The 17,077-nt window shown below is 48.0% G+C and carries 16 protein-coding genes; 12 read left to right on the top strand and 4 right to left on the bottom strand.

Features of this window, described 5'->3' with window-relative positions:
• The first annotated feature begins 102 nt into the window (after positions 1 to 102).
• The 4 genes from rsgA to spoVM all read left to right on the top strand — a co-directional run bounded on the left by rsgA (position 103) and on the right by spoVM (position 2,198).
• Positions 103 to 1,011: a ribosome small subunit-dependent GTPase A gene (rsgA, locus tag BK126_RS13775; RefSeq protein WP_076313151.1), complete on the top strand. Its 909-nt coding sequence runs from the start codon at positions 103 to 105 to the stop codon at positions 1,009 to 1,011.
• Between the two features lie 2 nt (positions 1,012 to 1,013).
• Entirely contained in the window at positions 1,014 to 1,676 is a 663-nt protein-coding gene (gene rpe, locus BK126_RS13770; RefSeq protein WP_047910963.1) for a ribulose-phosphate 3-epimerase, read from the top strand.
• Between the two features lie 7 nt (positions 1,677 to 1,683).
• Positions 1,684 to 1,947 carry a hypothetical protein gene (locus tag BK126_RS13765; protein ID WP_047910964.1) on the top strand — a complete coding sequence of 88 codons (264 nt, stop codon included), beginning with the start codon at positions 1,684 to 1,686 and terminating at the stop codon, positions 1,945 to 1,947.
• 170 nt (positions 1,948 to 2,117) lie between these two features.
• Positions 2,118 to 2,198 (top strand): stage V sporulation protein SpoVM, encoded by an 81-nt coding sequence (gene spoVM / locus BK126_RS13760; RefSeq protein WP_006675261.1) that lies wholly within the window; start codon positions 2,118 to 2,120, stop codon positions 2,196 to 2,198.
• Between the two features lie 141 nt (positions 2,199 to 2,339).
• Here spoVM and rpmB read toward each other — a convergent pair whose 3' ends face one another.
• Complete coding sequence (gene rpmB / locus BK126_RS13755; protein WP_047910965.1) at positions 2,340 to 2,528, bottom strand: 50S ribosomal protein L28; 189 nt, start codon at positions 2,526 to 2,528, stop codon at positions 2,340 to 2,342.
• Positions 2,529 to 2,827: 299 nt separating this feature from the next.
• Here rpmB and BK126_RS13750 point away from each other — a divergent pair, with 299 nt between their 5' ends.
• The 4 genes from BK126_RS13750 (at position 2,828) to BK126_RS13735 (ending at position 7,925) form a co-directional block, all read left to right on the top strand.
• On the top strand, positions 2,828 to 4,600 hold the full coding sequence (locus tag BK126_RS13750) for a DAK2 domain-containing protein (RefSeq protein ID WP_076313150.1): 1,773 nt from the start codon (positions 2,828 to 2,830) through the stop codon (positions 4,598 to 4,600).
• Between the two features lie 25 nt (positions 4,601 to 4,625).
• Positions 4,626 to 5,489, top strand: coding sequence for a DegV family protein (locus tag BK126_RS13745; RefSeq protein WP_076313149.1), 864 nt, complete (start codon positions 4,626 to 4,628; stop codon positions 5,487 to 5,489).
• Positions 5,490 to 5,506: 17 nt separating this feature from the next.
• Positions 5,507 to 7,552 carry an ATP-dependent DNA helicase RecG gene (gene recG / locus BK126_RS13740; RefSeq protein ID WP_047910968.1) on the top strand — a complete coding sequence of 682 codons (2,046 nt, stop codon included), beginning with the start codon at positions 5,507 to 5,509 and terminating at the stop codon, positions 7,550 to 7,552.
• Between the two features lie 85 nt (positions 7,553 to 7,637).
• Positions 7,638 to 7,925 carry a stage VI sporulation protein F gene (locus BK126_RS13735; protein ID WP_047910969.1) on the top strand — a complete coding sequence of 96 codons (288 nt, stop codon included), beginning with the start codon at positions 7,638 to 7,640 and terminating at the stop codon, positions 7,923 to 7,925.
• Between the two features lie 102 nt (positions 7,926 to 8,027).
• Here the strand turns inward: BK126_RS13735 and BK126_RS13730 are convergent, their stop codons facing one another.
• From BK126_RS13730 to BK126_RS13720, 3 genes are all read right to left on the bottom strand, one after another.
• Positions 8,028 to 8,702, bottom strand: coding sequence for an SOS response-associated peptidase (locus BK126_RS13730; protein ID WP_047910970.1), 675 nt, complete (start codon positions 8,700 to 8,702; stop codon positions 8,028 to 8,030).
• A 131-nt stretch (positions 8,703 to 8,833) separates the two neighbouring features.
• The gene (locus tag BK126_RS13725; RefSeq protein WP_047910971.1) at positions 8,834 to 9,175 is read right to left on the bottom strand and encodes a YolD-like family protein; all 342 of its coding nucleotides are present in this window, start codon (positions 9,173 to 9,175) and stop codon (positions 8,834 to 8,836) included.
• Entirely contained in the window at positions 9,172 to 10,413 is a 1,242-nt protein-coding gene (locus tag BK126_RS13720; protein ID WP_143757723.1) for a DNA polymerase IV, read from the bottom strand. The genes BK126_RS13725 and BK126_RS13720 overlap by 4 nt, the downstream gene beginning before the upstream one ends.
• Positions 10,414 to 11,331: 918 nt before the next feature.
• Here BK126_RS13720 and BK126_RS13715 point away from each other — a divergent pair.
• Genes BK126_RS13715 through BK126_RS13700 form a run of 4 tightly spaced genes read left to right on the top strand, consistent with a single transcriptional unit; the run spans position 11,332 to position 17,043 of the window.
• Positions 11,332 to 13,554 carry a hypothetical protein gene (locus BK126_RS13715; RefSeq protein ID WP_076313148.1) on the top strand — a complete coding sequence of 741 codons (2,223 nt, stop codon included), beginning with the start codon at positions 11,332 to 11,334 and terminating at the stop codon, positions 13,552 to 13,554.
• A 16-nt stretch (positions 13,555 to 13,570) separates the two neighbouring features.
• Positions 13,571 to 14,767 (top strand): HEAT repeat domain-containing protein, encoded by a 1,197-nt coding sequence (locus BK126_RS13710; protein WP_076313147.1) that lies wholly within the window; start codon positions 13,571 to 13,573, stop codon positions 14,765 to 14,767.
• A gap of 31 nt (positions 14,768 to 14,798) precedes the next feature.
• The gene (locus BK126_RS13705; RefSeq protein WP_076313532.1) at positions 14,799 to 16,184 is read left to right on the top strand and encodes a glycosyltransferase family 2 protein; all 1,386 of its coding nucleotides are present in this window, start codon (positions 14,799 to 14,801) and stop codon (positions 16,182 to 16,184) included.
• 37 nt (positions 16,185 to 16,221) lie between these two features.
• Positions 16,222 to 17,043 carry a response regulator gene (locus BK126_RS13700; protein ID WP_047910974.1) on the top strand — a complete coding sequence of 274 codons (822 nt, stop codon included), beginning with the start codon at positions 16,222 to 16,224 and terminating at the stop codon, positions 17,041 to 17,043.
• Positions 17,044 to 17,077: the final 34 nt, after the last annotated feature.

Below are 17,077 nucleotides of genomic sequence, written 5' to 3'. Positions count from 1 at the left end.
CTGAAATTCAGCTGCATTCCTCATTCTAGGCGCCTTAGGGGCGCCTGTTCTTCATTAAGAATCAGAATTCAATTTTTTTCAAACCTAAAAGGGCGGTGAATTATGCTGGAGGGAGTTATTATCAAAGCGCTAAGCGGATATTATTACGTTAAGCCTGCTCCAGATCGCGGAACACCGGATAAGGATGTATCTGCTGTTCAATGCAGAGCTAGAGGTGTTTTCAAGAAAAGAGGGATTACTCCTCTTGTAGGTGACTATGTAAAATATACGCTTACCGAAAACGGGGAAGGAACGGTTGAAGAAATTCTGCCGAGAGATACCGAGCTGATCCGCCCTCCTGTGGCCAATGCGCATCTCGCCGTATTGGTATTCTCGCTCAAGGAACCGGATATGAATGTTCAGCTGCTGGACAAGTTCCTGGTTCATATTGAACAGGCGGGTCTTCAAGCAGTGATCTGCCTTACAAAAATGGACCTTGCTGACGAGTCTGATGATCGTTATGCGCAGCTTGTCCGTCTGTACGAGTCTATAGGGTATGAAGTCATCATTACCAGCTCTCGTCAAGGCACAGGAATGGATCGCTTGAAGCAGCGGCTGGCTGGAGAGATCAGCGTCTTCTCAGGTCAATCAGGTGTGGGCAAGTCCTCGCTTCTGAATGCACTGCTTCCAGGGCTGGAGCTTGAAACAGGTATTATAAGCATGAAGCTGGGCAGAGGTAAGCATACAACCCGGCACGTAGAGCTCATTCCACTGGATAATGGCGGGTTTGTTTCAGATACACCAGGCTTCAGTCAACTGGATTTTCTGGAGATTGGCGTAGAGGAGCTGAGCGATTGCTTCAGAGAATTTCGTGAATATGCCGGCGGCTGCAAATTTCGCGGCTGTACCCATACGCATGAGCCAGGCTGTCAAGTGATCAGAGCCAAGGAAGAAGGCGACATTGCCGAGAGCAGATACACACACTATGTGCAGTTCTTGGAGGAAATGAAAGATAAGAAACGGAGGTACTAAACATGTCAGTATTAATCGCACCATCTATCCTGTCCTCAGATTTCGCCCGTCTGGGCGCAGAAGTAGCCGAAGCAGAGGCTTCCGGCGCAGATTGGATCCATGTTGATGTCATGGATGGGCATTTCGTTCCGAACATTACGCTGGGAGCACCCATCGTACAGTCCCTCAAGCCGCATACCAGCTTGCTGCTGGATGTCCACTTGATGATTGAGAATCCTGAGAACTACATAGCCGACTTCGTAAAGGCAGGCGCAGGAATGATTACAGTTCATGCCGAGGCTTGTGTCCATCTGCACAGAGTCATTCATTTGATCAAAGAGCACGGCATCCTGGCTGGGGTAGCTATTAATCCAGGAACTCCTGCCAGCGCGATCAGCGAAGTGCTCGGAGATGTCGATATGGTTCTTGTGATGACAGTCAATCCCGGCTTTGGGGGACAAGCCTTCATTCCGAGAACGATCCAGAAGATCAGACAAATCCGGAATGAGCTTAACGAATTGGGCCGTTCAAACGTTCATATTGAAGTAGATGGAGGCATTACGAAGGAGACAGCGCCTTTAGTCGTGGATGCAGGTGCTGACGTCCTCGTTGCGGGCAGCGCGGTATTTGGCCGTACAGACCGTGCAGAGGCCATTAGAGAAATCCGGCATAGTATTGGGGGATAACGAACCAATGACACTTAAAGAAGCGCTATGGACTTCGCTTGCCAGTATGGTTACAGGAATACTGCTGGGCTCATTCACACTGCTGCCCTCTCCAATTAATGCAGTAGTATCCTTACTCGGTATTATCCTTGTTATATGGTTCTTTAAAAAGTTTGATAAAAAGTCAGTGAGAATATCATTTATCATATTCACTGTGCTTTATTTCATCCTTTTTATCTTCATTTTATCTGCTTATATTTTTATGACCAATCCTCCAGAAGGATTAAGTTAGTCTCAGTGGTATAGGCTGAACACATGCTGCATAAACATGGTTACATGAGCGCGATTCTCATGTAGCCTTTTTTTCGTTTGCATCGTTGCAGTTAGGGATAAGCGGAGTAGAAGGAAAGGCTTCTGGCACGATAAAAGGTGGAGCGCATGAGGATGATGGGAGGGTGAACTATGAAATTTTACACATTTAAGCTTCCAAAGTTTTTGGGGGGTTTTGTAAAAGCGATCCTTAACACGTTCCAGAAAAGCTAACAGGTTCAAAAAGGGGTTTCCATAGCGTCTAGTAACGTAAAAAAGGCTGCAGTTGAAGGATCGCAGGCGAACATACGGGTATGAAAAAAGCACCTATGTCATATAATGGCAAGGTGCTTTTTGCTTTGTATTCAAAATCAACTATACGCGAGTAACTTTACCGGCTTTCAGAGCACGAGTGCTAACATAAACGCGTTTTGGTTTACCGTCCACCAGAATGCGGACTTTTTGAACGTTTACGCCCCAGGAACGGCGGTTACGGTTGTTAGCGTGAGACACGTGGTTACCGCTACCAGGTTTCTTACCTGTCACATAACATTTGCGAGACATAGATTACACCTCCTATTCTGAAAGTAACCGTTATCCGCAAGGTCAATGGTTGTAATCAATCCAATATACCTGCATAAAACAATACTCAAATATAATATCATATAGGAAAAAGCTTAGTCAATAAAAACAAAAACTTTATTTATTTCTATACTTGATTATAGTACAATGATGTATAGTCCATAATACTGCGGAAGAAAGCCGCTGCCCGTCTGATGACGGGAACAACGGATGTTAAGTGCATGCTTAGTTTTTAGTACTGGTAGTGTACTTATCATCATGCTAGGAAGGGGAATTCTCACTTGAGTAAACGTTCTTTAAATGGAACAGATTTTAACGCAATGGTGTTGGCCGGAGCGGATCAATTGCAGAAGCATGCTGAACACGTCAATTCCCTTAATGTATTTCCTGTCCCAGACGGTGATACAGGAACGAATATGAATTTGACGATGAGTGCCGGTGTGGCCGAATTAAAAAGAAACAGCGCAAGCTCCATTGGCAGCTGTGCAGGTATTTTATCGAAAGGCCTGCTTATGGGCGCACGCGGAAACTCCGGCGTTATTCTATCGCAGTTGTTCCGGGGCTTTAGCCGTTACGCTGCCCCATATGAGGAGCTGAATACTCTTCAGTTTGCTGCTGCTCTGCAAAGCGGTGTGGATACAGCTTACAAGGCAGTAGTTAAACCCGTAGAAGGCACGATTCTTACTGTAGCAAAGGAAGCTGCGAAGCATGCCGGTTATTATGCGAGACGGACCAATGACATTACGGAACTCATGAGCGAAGTGCTCAAGAAAGCAAACGAAACTCTTGCCTTGACCCCTGAGATGCTGCCTGTGCTGAAGCAGGTTGGCGTTGTCGATTCAGGTGGTAAAGGTCTTGTATATATTTATGAAGGTTTTATGGAGTACCTGCTGAACACAGAGGGGAAAACCGTTACTACACCAGTGAAGGAAGCGGCTCCAGCGCCTGTCATGCCGCCTGCTGCACCGAAGACTCGGATTTCCCCTGAAATGCCGATTTCGGCACAAGCAAGACTTGAGACAGAGGATATTGAATTCTTGTATGATATGGAATTTTTTATCAATCGGCAGCTTGGAGATGCAGGCGGAACAAATTTTGATGAGGAAGATTTTAGGAAAGCGCTGTCAGTAAATGGAGACTCGATCATTATTATTTCTGATGATGAAGTGATTAAGGTTCATGTCCATTCCAAAGCGCCTGGGGACGTGCTGAATCTGGCACTCCGCTATGGCGAGATTACCCAGATCCATATTCTGAACATGCGTGAGCAGCATCGTGATCTGCTGACTGCCGGAATGGATATCGCGCCAGCACCTGAATTGTTTGCAGATATTCCGCCTGAACAAGAGGCAGCACCTGAGCCGTCGATTCCTCCAGCGGATGAGCTTGCCCCATTTGGTTTTATCTCGGTTGCATCCGGTGAGGGAATATCTGAAGTGTTCAAGAGTCTCGGGATAGATATTGTATTGTCCGGTGGACAAACGATGAATCCGAGTACAGAGGATTTCGTCAAGGCGATTCATTCCATTGATGCGAAGCACATCTTTATTCTTCCCAACAACTCGAACATTGTGCTGGCGGCCAAGCAGGCCCGAGATCTGCTGGAAGGCGAGCGTGAGATAACGGTTGTTCCGAGCAAGACCATTCCGCAAGGGATTTCAGCTGCATTCGCGTTCCAGGAGGATGAAAGTGCAGAAGTAAACGAGGCGAATATGCTTGAAGCCATTGCACATGTCCGTTCGGGACAAGTGACTTATGCAGTGAGAGATACTACATTTGATGATCTTGAGATTACAGCTGGCCATTTCATCGGGATTCATGACTCCAAGATTGTGGCTACCGAAGAAGGACTTCTGGATACATGCGAGCAACTGCTTCGTAAGATGATTGTAAGCGGTGATGAAGTTATCACAATCCTTGCAGGTGAAGAAGCGAAAGAGACGGAAACGGAACGCCTCGCATCATGGCTTGCTGCTGAATATCCTAATGCGGAAGTGGAAGTGCATCAGGGAGGACAGCCTGTCTACTCTTATCTGTTCGCTGTAGAAGCCTGAAATTAGATAAGGAGGCCAGCGCTTCATGAGCAAAGTATTTATTGTGACGGATAGTACTGCTGATATTCCAGATCAGGTGGTGGATCAGTACGGAATTAAGATCGTACCCCTGCGTGTCGTGTTTAGTGAACAGGAGTCCTATCTCGACGGAATTGAGCTGAGTGCATCCAAGTTCTATGAGAAGCTTGGGGAAGTTAAAGCTCTGCCAACGACCTCTCAGCCATCTCCGATCGAATTTATGAATGTTTACAAGGAACTGAATGAGGCCCATCCGGGCTGTCAGATCGTTTCTATACATTTATCTTCAGGAATGAGCGGTACGTACCAGTCCGCTGTGCTTGGCAAATCCATGCTTGAAGACGAGAGTGAAGCGGATATTACCGTCATTGACTCGAAGTCGGCCAGCTATGGATACGGACTGCTTGTGGTGCATGCTGCCCGGCTTGCCTCTGAAGGGAAGAACGCGGCGGAGATAACGGAAGCGGTCCTTACGCTTCATAAGGAACGCAAGCTCTATTTTCTAGTCGATACACTGGAATATTTGCAAAAAGGCGGACGTATTGGCAAAGCCTCTGCGATTCTTGGTACACTGCTGAACATTAAGCCTGTCCTCTCTATTGATGAAGAAGGCGTGATTTATGCCGTTGAGAAGGTAAGAGGGCAGAAGAAGGCAATGGAACGCATCGTCCAAATGTTGGAGAGTGATTTTGCCGGGAAACGAATCAATATAGCTGTCGGTCATACCGCCAATCCGTCATCGGCAGAAACCTTCGTGGAGCTGATGAAGACACGGTTTGAGCTGAACGAGGTGGTGTATCCGAACATCGGCGCGGTCATTGGAAGTCATGTCGGTTTCGGGACTATCGCGATCTTTGTGTGGCCGGCTTAAGATATGAGGGATGCTTTATGTTGTTAGAAGAAACATCGGTGAAGCAGGTCAGCGGCGTGAGTGCTCTTAAGGAAGGAGAGCTTCACGCCTTTGGCATTTATACGATCAAGGATTTGCTTGAATATTTTCCTTTTCGTTATGAGGATTATCGTCTCAAATCACTGACTGAGGTGAAGGACGGGGACCGGGTGACGGTTCAGGCCAAAATTATGGGTGTGCCTGTACTTCAACGATATGGTAAGAAATCAAGATTGACCTGCAGAATGATGGCAGAGGATTTTATGTTTACGGCGACTTGGTTTAACCGGCATTTCTTGAAGGACCAGCTGACGCCGAACCGGGAGATTACGCTTACCGGCAAATGGGATCAAAAGCGGATGCAAATGACGGTATCGGAGTCAGAATTCCCTGATAAGGGGGCCGTGCGCTCGGGCTCCGTTCAGCCTGTCTATTCTGTGGGGGGAAAGATTACGCAGAACTGGATGCGCAAGACGATTAACCAGGCGCTGCTTCAGTATGGAGAGATCGTGCCTGAACTGCTTCCGGAGGAGCTGCTGAGGAAGTACAAGCTGATGCCCCGGAAAAAGGCGATTGCCCTGATTCATCAGCCAGGTGATCCTCAGCTGGGACAAGAAGCTCGTCGCCGTATGGTGTTTGAGGAGCTTTTTTTGTTTCAGTTAAAGATGCAGGCTTTTCGGGCCATCAATCGTGGGAAAACGGACGGAGTCGTACATACCGCTTCCAATGCAACGATCCGCGAGTTTGTGCGCAGCCTGCCTTTTGAGCTGACAGATGCCCAGAAGAGGGTAGAGCTTGAAATTTTGCAGGATATGCGCTCCCCTCACTGTATGAACCGGCTGCTTCAAGGGGATGTGGGTTCAGGCAAAACTGTCATTGCTGCTATTGCACTGTATGCCGCTGTCCGTTCCGGATTCCAGGGCGCCTTGATGGTGCCGACTGAAATTTTGGCTGAGCAGCATATGCGCTCCCTGGAGAAGCTGTTCACTCCATTTGGGATCGAGGTTGCTCTGCTGACAGGTAGTACACCAGGGAAGAAGCGAAAAGAAATTCTGTCTGGACTGCAAATGGGAATGATTGATGTTGTCGTCGGCACCCATGCCTTGATTCAGGAGGATGTGTACTTCAGAAATATCGGACTTGTCGTTACAGATGAGCAGCACCGGTTTGGTGTCAATCAGCGAAGTGTTCTCAGACGTAAAGGCTATAACCCCGATGTGCTGACCATGACGGCAACCCCGATTCCGCGAACGCTGGCTATTACGGCGTTTGGGGATATTGATGTCTCTACCATTTCAGAGCGGCCGAAGGGCCGGATTCCGATCTCGACGTATTGGGTCAAGCATGACATGATGGATCGGGTCATCGGCTTTATTACCCGGGAGCTGGATCTGGGACGCCAGGCATATCTGATCTGCCCGCTTATTGAGGAATCGGACAAGCTGGATGTTCAGAATGCCATAGATTTGCATGTGGCTATGCAGCAGGCGCTTCCTCAATATAGGGTTGGTCTCCTGCACGGCCGGATGACTCCATCCGAGAAAGACGAAGCGATGAAGCTGTTTTATGAAAATGAAACTCAGCTGCTGGTATCCACGACGGTTGTGGAAGTTGGCGTCGATGTTCCGAATGCCACATTGATGATCATTATGGATGCAGAGCGCTTCGGCTTATCCCAGCTGCACCAGCTTCGTGGGCGGGTCGGTCGGGGCGCCCATGCCTCCTATTGTATTCTGATTGCCGATCCGAAATCGGAGGTGGGCCAAGAACGAATGAAGGTCATGACCGAGACGGAGGACGGTTTTGAAGTGTCCAGACGTGACCTGGATCTTCGTGGTCCGGGTGACTTTTTCGGTACGAAGCAAAGCGGGCTGCCCGATTTCAAGCTGGCAGATATGGTCAGTGATTTTGAAGTGCTTGAAATGGCCAGAGATGATGCAACCTCGCTTGTTGGTAATGAGGCGTTCTGGACTTCGCCAGCCTATGCACCGCTGCGCGATTATTTACAGCGGGAGCAGATCTTCCAGGGAGAAGTAATGGATTAGCATAAAAAATAAGGTCAAGAGGACGAGCTCCCTCGGCATATAGTAGTGGAGGACTACGATATAGGCGGGGAGGTGCGATGTTCTGTTGAGCTATCAAAAATATGGGATTAGTCCACAGCTGGTGGAACGGGTGAAGACCAAAATGAAGAACCCGGTGATGAAGGAAAAAGTTAAAGTGCTGATTGACGGCGTGACCAAGGCCGATTTGCAGAATAGTGCGAAAGTCAGACGGTTGGTCAAATCATCTGCAGCCATTCTGAATGAAAAATTTACTTCCGCAGATGAAGATAAGCTCGTTAAATTCGTAATTGATCAAAAAATTGATCCGAATAATACCCTGCATCTCATCAAGCTGTGGGGAATGTTTCGTTAAAAGCAAGGGACCTCGCGATGTCTGCGAGGTCCCTTGCTTATTGAGAATATAACGAAACGAACGATGTTTTATTATGAATTACCTGGTTCTATAGTGCTGGTCCTATGCCAAAGGATGTGTTAATTCAACACTGTCATTCGCGACCCGATTCACGGCACGTGATACGGGATAAGCCTCCATCTCTTCCTCCGGATAAGGACGTAGAAGCGGAAGGAGTTCTTCTGGCTGCTGCACGGTGCGATCCAGCCACAGCTGTTCCTTGCCAGGAGAGAGAATGACCGGCATCCGATCATGTATACGGCTCATCAGCGTATTTGGGCTTGTGGTCAGAATCGTACAGGTGCTGACACGCTGCCCTTCAGGATCCATCCATGTATCATACAGCCCGGCAAAGCTGAACAAGCCCGTCCGGGGGATGATGCGATAAGGAGTTTTGGTTCCATCCTCCTCTTTCAGCCACTCGTAAAAGCCATCGGCGGGAATAAGGCATCGCTTGCGAAGAAACGATTCCCGAAATGCAGGCTTATCCAGCACGGTTTCGCTGCGCGCATTAATCATTCGGCTCCCTATGCTGAGGTCCTTCGCCCAATGAGGAACGAGTCCCCATCTCAGCGTTCCGGCACGTCGCTGTGATCCATCATGAATGACAGCCATAATTTGCTGTGTCGGCGCAATATTATAATGAGGCCTGTAATCAATATAATCCGGAATCTCCTCCAGCATATAGCGGAGCATCAATTCTTCAAGTGATATTCCAAGCGTAAATCGTCCGCACATTCATGAAGCCCTCCTCTATTATCAAGCAGCCAGCGCTGTCTATCCATCGTCCCTATCTCCTGGTCAACGGGTCTTAGGTATCCACTGACCAGGCATCCTGACTAAGGGATTACGAATAAAGTATAACGCATTTAACGGCCAGAGCGAACTTCGATAATATGCCGCATTCGAATGTCATGAAGCGTACCTTCTTCATCCTGAAGGCGGATTGAGCGTGAAGCCTGATCGAATTTGACGACGATGCCGCTCATCAGTATATCTTCCCACTCGTCAAACAGGACAAGGGTTATCTCTGTATACAGCATAAGAGATTCAGCAAGCAAACGCGACATTTCTTCAGCTGCTTGAGAATCCAGCTGAGGGCGAGCCTTGGGTGCGAGTCTTTGCTGATGCGTAACATAGGCCTCCCGGTGCTCAGGAAGCATCATACGTGAGGATTCAAACAATCCATTGCGTTCTAACTTTTTACTCATCGGTAATGACCTCCAATTTTACGAGAACGATCATGTGCCTGCCCGGCCTTTTGCAGAGAGGAAGCACGCATAATAGCGGTGTCTCCAAATCTTCGTTTAATCTCGTCAGTTGCCTTCTCCAGCTCCCGCTTCTGTTCACGCTCATCAAACCATGTCAGCTGATATTCTGTATCAGGTACTAGGTCGGTTAGTGATACGCCGATCCGCCGTACAGGCTCACCATCCCAGTGACGCAGGAAGAGCGTTTTGGCTGCTTCATAGACCTCATCGGTAATGTGAGTAGGCTCTTCAATCTTCATCTGGCGGGAGAAGCCGGTCGGTTTATCAAAGTCGATGCCCCGGCAGCCTACAGATACAACACTTCCCATAAGACTTTTCTCCCGGGAACGTCTGGCTACAAGCTCACATAGCTCGAGCAGCACAACCTGAATTTCCGACCAGGTCGTATAGTCCCTCGGCAGCGTCATTTGATGTCCGATCCCCTTTTGCTGCTGGTGGAAGGTGCTGGGCATGACGGGCGATTGATCCACGCCGTTTGCAATGCGCCACAGCACCTCTCCGTTAACTCCCCAGCGGTCACGGAGTCTCGGCAGCGGGGTGCGGGCTAAATCGCCGATCGTATGAATCCCCATCTTGTAAAAATGGCGCGACATCCGAGAGCCGACCATAAACATGTCCCGAATGGGCATCGGCCACAGCGTATCTGCAATTTGTTCTTTGGGAAGAACATAGATGCCGTTTTTGTTTTTTTTGGCAAAAAGATCACAGGCCATCTTGCTCACAACCTTAGTATCGCTGATGCCTAGTCTTACATATACGCCGGTTTCCTGCCTGACCTGCTGCTGAATACGGAGAGCAATGTCCTCAGGACTGCCGAACAAGCCGAGGCTGCCGGTAACATCAAGGAACTGCTCATCAATACTATAGGGCTCAACGAGATCGGTATAGGACTGGAGAATATCCGTAATATGGAGAGAGACACGAATATATTCTGACATCCGGGGCCGAACCACCACAACATCCGGACATTTCGCAAGCGCATCGGACAGGCGTTCTGCCGTTGTAATTCCATAGGTCTTTGCAATAGGGCAGGCAGCCAGTATAATGCCGGAGCGCCGGGCAGGGTCACCTGCTACGACAAGCGGCCGGTTTGCATACTCAGGATGGGCCGATTTCTCCACGCTTGCATAAAAGGATTGGCAGTCTGCCAGCATAATAACGCGTTTCATTCGTTCCATAACGCCACGCCTCCCCTCCATTTTGGATTAAATTGAATTAAGGAACGTCACGGTTATTGCAGAGTTGAGATTAAACGGAACACATGTTCTTATTTTATTAGGATAACGGAGAAATATACATACAGCAACCGGAATTTTTTTGAAAAGGTATGAAAGTTCAAAAGTTTGTCAAAAAGAACAGCGAATTAGGAAAATAGACTTGGATTTTTACATATCATGTCAGTTGTTTGAGACCTTTGAGTTATGAAAAGGCATACAAAAATGGGAATGTAAATTAATATTAAATGCGACTCAGGCCTATACAGGACTCACGTCCTTTTTTGCTAAAAACGAAAAAAATCGAAAATGCTGTTATATCAAGCTTTTTCGCTATTTTTTTATCGGACTATTGTATCAATTTTGTAATAACTATGGGTAAAAATGTAAAAACATAAGTAACTTTGGGTAGGGATATGCGTTAAACTATAGGAGGACAGCGCAAATCGATTCCTGAAATTACTCTTTTGCAGTAGTGAGATGGAGCCGATCGGCGTAATAACCACAGGCGTTCAGAGGATTCTTCACTGGGGACAGTAAAGGGGCAGGGCTCATAAATAGGCTGGGACATAGGCTGGGGTGCAGGTAGAGAGGGAAGTACAAGGAGGAAAAGGCAAGGTCTTAGACAGACAGCAAGCAAAATGGGCAATAGTATCCATCTCCATCTTTCCTTCCATTAGCCTAGTTACAAAAGTGAAACCATGACGATATAGTTATTTATGAACCGTGCAGGTGTCACGGGCTGGATTTAAGAGAAACGCATTCGAGCGCTTATCTTAAAAAGTAAGCAAAAAATTTTAAGGCAGTTGAACGATCAGCATGAGATTCATGTTTTGATACGGAGAAATCAACATTTTAGAGAGATGGAGCGAAACAAAAGCCATGAGCAAACGAAAAAGAAAACGTCTTGCCCTATGGATTTTGGCAGGCGTCCTGCTAATCGGCGGGGGAGGAGGGCTTGGCTATTTTCTGCTTAAACCAGCTCAGCTCACCTATGCTGCTGAAGATGGGACGAGAATGAAATTCCGGACGGAGGGCGATCGTTTCCTGCAGTACACCCAAGAGGGCGTATGGGAGGAGATGTTCGTCAAGGGAGTTAATTTGGGCTCTACCAAGCCGGGGTACTATCCGGGGGAATTTCCGCTGGACAAAGAGGACTACTTAAAGTGGTTCGAACAGATTGAGGAAATGGGTGCAAACGTCATTCGTGTGTATACCGTTCATCAGCCTGTATTTTATTCCGCACTTGTTGAATACAACAGGGGGAAAGAGCATCCGCTATATTTCATCCAAGGCATTTGGTCACCTGAGGAACAGCTTATCGAGCAGCAGGATGCATTTGCGGAAGGCATTCAGGAGAAGTTCAAGTCAGAGATTGAGAAGGCCGTTGCAGCAGTATACGGTGATGCGGATATCCCTCCAGTACAAGGAGAGTCGAGCGGAAAGTATACGGCCAATGCCGGACAATATTTGATGGCATGGCATTTAGGCACCGAGTGGGACCCGCATATGGTGGATAACACCAATAAGCAGTATAAGGATCATCCTCGTTATGTCGGGAATTATTTTGCCGGTACAGAGGATGCAACGCCGTTTGAGAACTGGCTTGCGGAGCTGCTTGATCATGTAGCGAGCGAAGAGCAGCAATATGGCTGGGAGCATCCGATGACCTTTACGAACTGGGTGACAACCGACGTGCTTTCTCATCCAGGTGAGCCGCTGTTCGAAGAGGATCTGGTTAGTGTGGATGCCAGACACATTGAGCCGCTGGATTGGCAGGGTGGATATTTTGCAGCATACCATGTGTATCCGTACTACCCTGATTTCTTCCGTACCGATGAAACACTTCAGACCATTAAGGATGACAATGGGGAGTACAACACCTACAAAGCCTACTTGCAAAAGCTTAAATCCGAGTATACCGATATGCCTGTAATGATTACAGAATACGGTGTTCCGGCTTCCTTGGGGATATCCCACTATGGATTAGGCGGAAAGGATCAGGGAGGACACAATGAGCAGGAGCAGGGCGAGATCAATGTATCCCTTACCAAGGACATATATGACGAAGGATATGCAGGAGCGATCCTCTTCATGTGGCAGGATGAATGGTTTAAGAAAACGTGGAATACGATGCCGCTTGAAATTCCTGCAGATCGAAGATCGTTCTGGCTGAACGTGCTGACAAACGAGAAGATGTTTGGCGTACTCGCAATGGAAGCCGGGAAGCAGAATCAGCTGATTATGGATGGAAGCCTCGACGATTGGAGCTCACTTGCCGAAGGAGAGGTCAAGCAGTGGCAGGGAAAGGTTGAGGGCATCGAAAGCATGAAGATGACTCATGATGAAGCTTACGTATATATCGGAATTACGCTGGATGAGGCTTTTGATCCGGATAAGACAAAGCTCAGCATTGGAACAGACACATTAGCAGGAGGTAATCAGCCTGCTGAGGAGCTGCCTGGCAAAAAGATGGAAGGCGGAGATCTAGAAACGGTCATTACTGTTGGCAAGGATGAGGAATCAGCGGTTAACATCGCGAAAAGCTATGATTTCAATCAGCGGATGTACGGGCCTGAAGGATATTGGATGCTTGAGGAACAGCCGGCGGACACGCCTTCCTTTGTACCATGGAAACTAGCCATCAGTCTGATGATGTCACCGCCGGATACCAAATTTGCTCATCCTTACATGGATGAAGTGATAGGTAAACTGAATAGAGGAAGCTCGGACCCTGCGTCCGAGGACTTTGATTCACTTACATTGTGGCAGTATGAAGGCCGAGAAATTGAACTGCGCATTCCGTGGATGCTGCTTGGGTTTGGTGATCCGAGCTCGCATCAGGTGATTGATTACAGTCCGGTAGGCGAGGAGCGCGCCTTCAAGACCGTTACTACAGAAGGAATAAGATTTATCCCTTGGCTTACAGAGAGAGAGACAGGGGCAGTATCCTGGCCGGGAGGCTCAGAGGAGAGTCTTGATCTGACGACGATGACTCCATACACATGGAATTCGTGGGAAGCTGTCCAGTACAGTGAGCGCCTCAAAGAGAGCTACTACTCGATGCAGAAGGCATTCATGGATATTACGGAGCAGGAACGATAAAGGAGGACACATACTCATGTTTTCAAACATAGCCCTAGCGTACGCGTTCTTGTACCTGTGCGCAGGACTGATCGTGGCAGGTATCATCATTTTATTCGCGTTAAAAAATTCACACAATTCAAAGCTTAGAAAAAAAGAACTGTACGCAAAGAAGCATCAGGATTACTTCGTATACGTTCAAGCTAATCTGACAGGCAGCGAACCCATCCGGCTTCCGATTGGCAAGCTTACCAAGCTTGAGAGGGAAGTCATTATGGACAAGTGTATTGCATGGATCGACCAGCTGAAGGGAGAGCATGCAGACAAGCTGCGTGATCTTACGCGGGAGACCGGCTTCGTAGATGAGCAATTGAAGCTGCTGAACAGCTCTTGGACAGGTACGGCTATACAGGCTGCTTACCGGCTGGGCGGTATGCGAAGCACCGAAGCGGCAGAGCCGATTCTAGAGCTGTTAAAAGAAGAGAAGAAAGTCAACTACGCTATTATCTACGCCCGGGCGGCAGCAAGATGTGCAGAGCGTCCGGCGCAGCTGAAGGAAATGCTGGGTTCTCTGCTCAGTAAAGGCAAGCCTGTACATCGCATGGCCGCAGATATTCTGATGGAGACAAGTCTTGAATCAAGCAAGCTGTTATATGAATTACTGGAATCTGACGATTCGGATTTCGTCAAAGTTGGTATTGTCGCAATGTCTGGACATGCCATTCCGGAAGTGATGCCGGCAGTAACACAGCTGTTTGGCTCCAAGGATCTGCATATCCGTTCTGAAGCGGTTAAGCTGTACCTCAGTACGAATCCCGTGCTTAAGGAACGGAATATCGTAGAGTGGATGGGAGATCCTGTGGCAGAAGTAAGAGCCGAAATGGCCAAGACGTTAGGGGCAGGCCATCAAGCCGGCAGCATTCCTCTCCTCAAAAATGCACTTGGAGATGAGGACTGGCTCGTTAGACATAACAGTGCAAACAGCCTGATGCAGCTTGGTGAGGAAGGCTTCGAGGCGCTGTGTGAGACAGCCTTGAAGGGAACTGGAGTCGCCAAGGAGACGGCACTGGAATATGCAGAACGTGCCATAGAAGCGGCGAATGAGCATGAAGAGATCGAGAAGATGATGACCTTCAACAAGAAAAGGCTGATCTACAATCGTTACTTCGGCACCGCGCCGCAAGCAAATGCAAACCGGATGTCCGGCGTGATTGGAGGAGATTTCACTGCTTAGAGATATTTTGCTGGGTTACGGCACAATCATTATATATTACGTCGTGTTTGTTACTGTCTTGTATTTTGGTATTCTTTGTTTCTCATACAAGGATATATGGTCTATCCGGCGCAGGTCCGAGTTTTCAAGCTTTAAGAGCCTTGCAGGATCAGACGTGGTGCCTCCGGTATCGCTGCTGGTGCCGGCTTACAATGAAGAGCTGACCATTATCGAGAATGTAAAATGCTTGATGACCTTAAATTATCCGACTTATGAAGTTATCGTCATCAACGATGGATCGAGCGACAGAACCGTTCAGGTGCTTGTCAAAGAATTTGGTCTTACAGAAATTAAAAATCCAAGCTTCCGCGGCACCATTAATGTCGAGCCTGTCCGCGGGGTATATCACAATCCGGAATATCCGTTCCTGTATCTGATTGATAAAGAGAACGGAGGCAAAGCGGATTCGCTTAATGCCGGTATTAACTTCTCGCATTATCCGCTGATCTCTTCCATTGATGCAGACTCCCTGCTGGAGAAGGATGCACTGATTCGTATGGCTCGCATGTACCTGGAGAATCCCGAAGAAACTGTGGCCATTGGCGGTGATGTAAGAATCGCAAACGGCTGCAAGATCGAGAACGGTGCAGTCAAGGAAGTGTCACTGCCTAGGAAGATGTGGCCGATGTTTCAATCGATTGAGTATTTAAAAGCTTTTCTTGGAGGACGGATTGGCTGGAGTCAGTTAAACGGACTCATTATCGTATCGGGAGCCTTCGGTTTATTCAGCAAAGAGGCGGTTATCGCTGTCGGCGGGTACCGCGGGGGTTATCCTGGGGAAGACATGAACATTATTATCAAGCTTCATCGCTATATGCTGGAGAACAAGATTAAATATCGGGTTGCTTTTTGCCCTGAAGCGGTATGCTGGACTCAAGCACCTGACACGTACAAGATCATTTCCAACCAGCGCAAGCGCTGGGGCCGCGGTAATTTAAAAAATATGATCGAGAACGGCAATATGATGTTTAGACCAAAGTATAAGACCATGGGTCTGCTGACGATGCCATATAACATATTTTTTGAAGCGTTGAATCCTTATTTCCGTATTACAGGGCTGCTTGCTCTAGCGGGTTATGTAGCCTTGGATATGACAGCTTGGCCTGTACTTGTTATCTTCGGGCTGCTGAACTTCCTTAGCGGATATCTTCTCAGTGTAGCTGCGCTGATCCTAGAGGAGATTGCTTTCCGCCGTTATCCGAAGCCAGCTGATCTTGTAAAAATGTTAACCTTCTCGGCCTTGAAATTCGTAGGATATCACCAGCTTGGCGTGCTGTGGAGAGTACAAGGGCATATCCAATATATGCAGAACAACAACTCCTGGGGCGCGATGACAAGACAGAGCTGGGAAGAGCCGAAAGTGGAAGAGGCCGCGTGAATATCTCAGTATTAACAGATGAAAGGGAGGAATAACTTTGGCAAATACGGTCACGCTTGAGCGTCAAATGACGGTGAATGTGTACGACATTCTAGAGGAGCAGCTAAAAGGAATGGGGAGCAGGCCCAGTGGTGTCGTGTTTGTACATTGCAAGAATATGGAGCAGCAGCCGGAGGCTGAAGTGAATGAAGCTCTAGAGCGTACTTGCGAAACAGAATTTCAGCTATGGAAGGACAGCAAGACGAGCACAATCGCTGTGTTTCTTCCTGGCTTGACACTGAACGCTACGCATTACCAGGCACTGCTCATCAAGCAGGAGCTCTTGGAGCGTCTCGGTGAGGCGGATCCGCGACTGACGATTGCCGGCTTCCCTGAGATGGGCAGCCCAAGCAGGCATATGCTCAAAAATATGGCAGAGTCAGCGAAGCTTAGTCAAAGCACTGACATTCAGCTGTATACCAAGAATGAGACGATGACAGCACCGGGGAAAATTCTGATCGTTGATTATGACGAGACGACACGCGAGTTTTTGAGAATACGACTGTCTATGCAAGGCTATGAAACCTTTGAAGCGGTCGACGGTCTCTCTGCTATAGAACTAGCTAAGAAGATTAACCCGGATTTGATCTTGACCGAGCTTAATTTGTACGGCGTAAGCGGACTGTCGTTTATCCATCAGATTCAGAGCCTCGAGCTGCAGATACAGCCTAAGGTCATCGTGCTGACAGATCAGCGGGTTGAAGACACGATCAGCAAGTGCTTCGAAAAAGGAGTAGACGACTATGTTACCAAGCCGTACTCTCCGGTTGAGCTGGATGCGCGCATTCGCCGCTGCTTCCAAAGTAATGCAGTTTCTTAATTAGGCAACTCAGATTCAACATATAGATTATAAA

It is taken from the genome of Paenibacillus sp. FSL H7-0326, from assembly GCF_001955535.1.
Taxonomy (GTDB): Bacteria; Bacillota; Bacilli; order Paenibacillales; family Paenibacillaceae; genus Paenibacillus; species Paenibacillus shunpengii.
This window is presented reverse-complemented; position numbering and strand designations above follow the sequence as displayed.

Bases quoted from the DNA above. Each gene is read 5' to 3' on its own strand.
- rsgA (WP_076313151.1), top strand. From the start codon at position 103: ATGCTGGAGGGAGTTATTATCAAAGCGCTAAGCGGATATTATTACGTT.
- rpe (WP_047910963.1), top strand. From the start codon at position 1,014: ATGTCAGTATTAATCGCACCATCTATCCTGTCCTCAGATTTCGCCCGT.
- BK126_RS13765 (WP_047910964.1), top strand. From the start codon at position 1,684: ATGACACTTAAAGAAGCGCTATGGACTTCGCTTGCCAGTATGGTTACA.
- spoVM (WP_006675261.1), top strand. From the start codon at position 2,118: ATGAAATTTTACACATTTAAGCTTCCAAAGTTTTTGGGGGGTTTTGTA.
- rpmB (WP_047910965.1), bottom strand. From the start codon at position 2,528: ATGTCTCGCAAATGTTATGTGACAGGTAAGAAACCTGGTAGCGGTAAC.
- BK126_RS13745 (WP_076313149.1), top strand. From the start codon at position 4,626: ATGAGCAAAGTATTTATTGTGACGGATAGTACTGCTGATATTCCAGAT.
- recG (WP_047910968.1), top strand. From the start codon at position 5,507: ATGTTGTTAGAAGAAACATCGGTGAAGCAGGTCAGCGGCGTGAGTGCT.
- BK126_RS13730 (WP_047910970.1), bottom strand. From the start codon at position 8,702: ATGTGCGGACGATTTACGCTTGGAATATCACTTGAAGAATTGATGCTC.
- BK126_RS13725 (WP_047910971.1), bottom strand. From the start codon at position 9,175: ATGAGTAAAAAGTTAGAACGCAATGGATTGTTTGAATCCTCACGTATG.
- BK126_RS13720 (WP_143757723.1), bottom strand. From the start codon at position 10,413: ATGGAACGAATGAAACGCGTTATTATGCTGGCAGACTGCCAATCCTTT.
- BK126_RS13715 (WP_076313148.1), top strand. From the start codon at position 11,332: ATGAGCAAACGAAAAAGAAAACGTCTTGCCCTATGGATTTTGGCAGGC.
- BK126_RS13710 (WP_076313147.1), top strand. From the start codon at position 13,571: ATGTTTTCAAACATAGCCCTAGCGTACGCGTTCTTGTACCTGTGCGCA.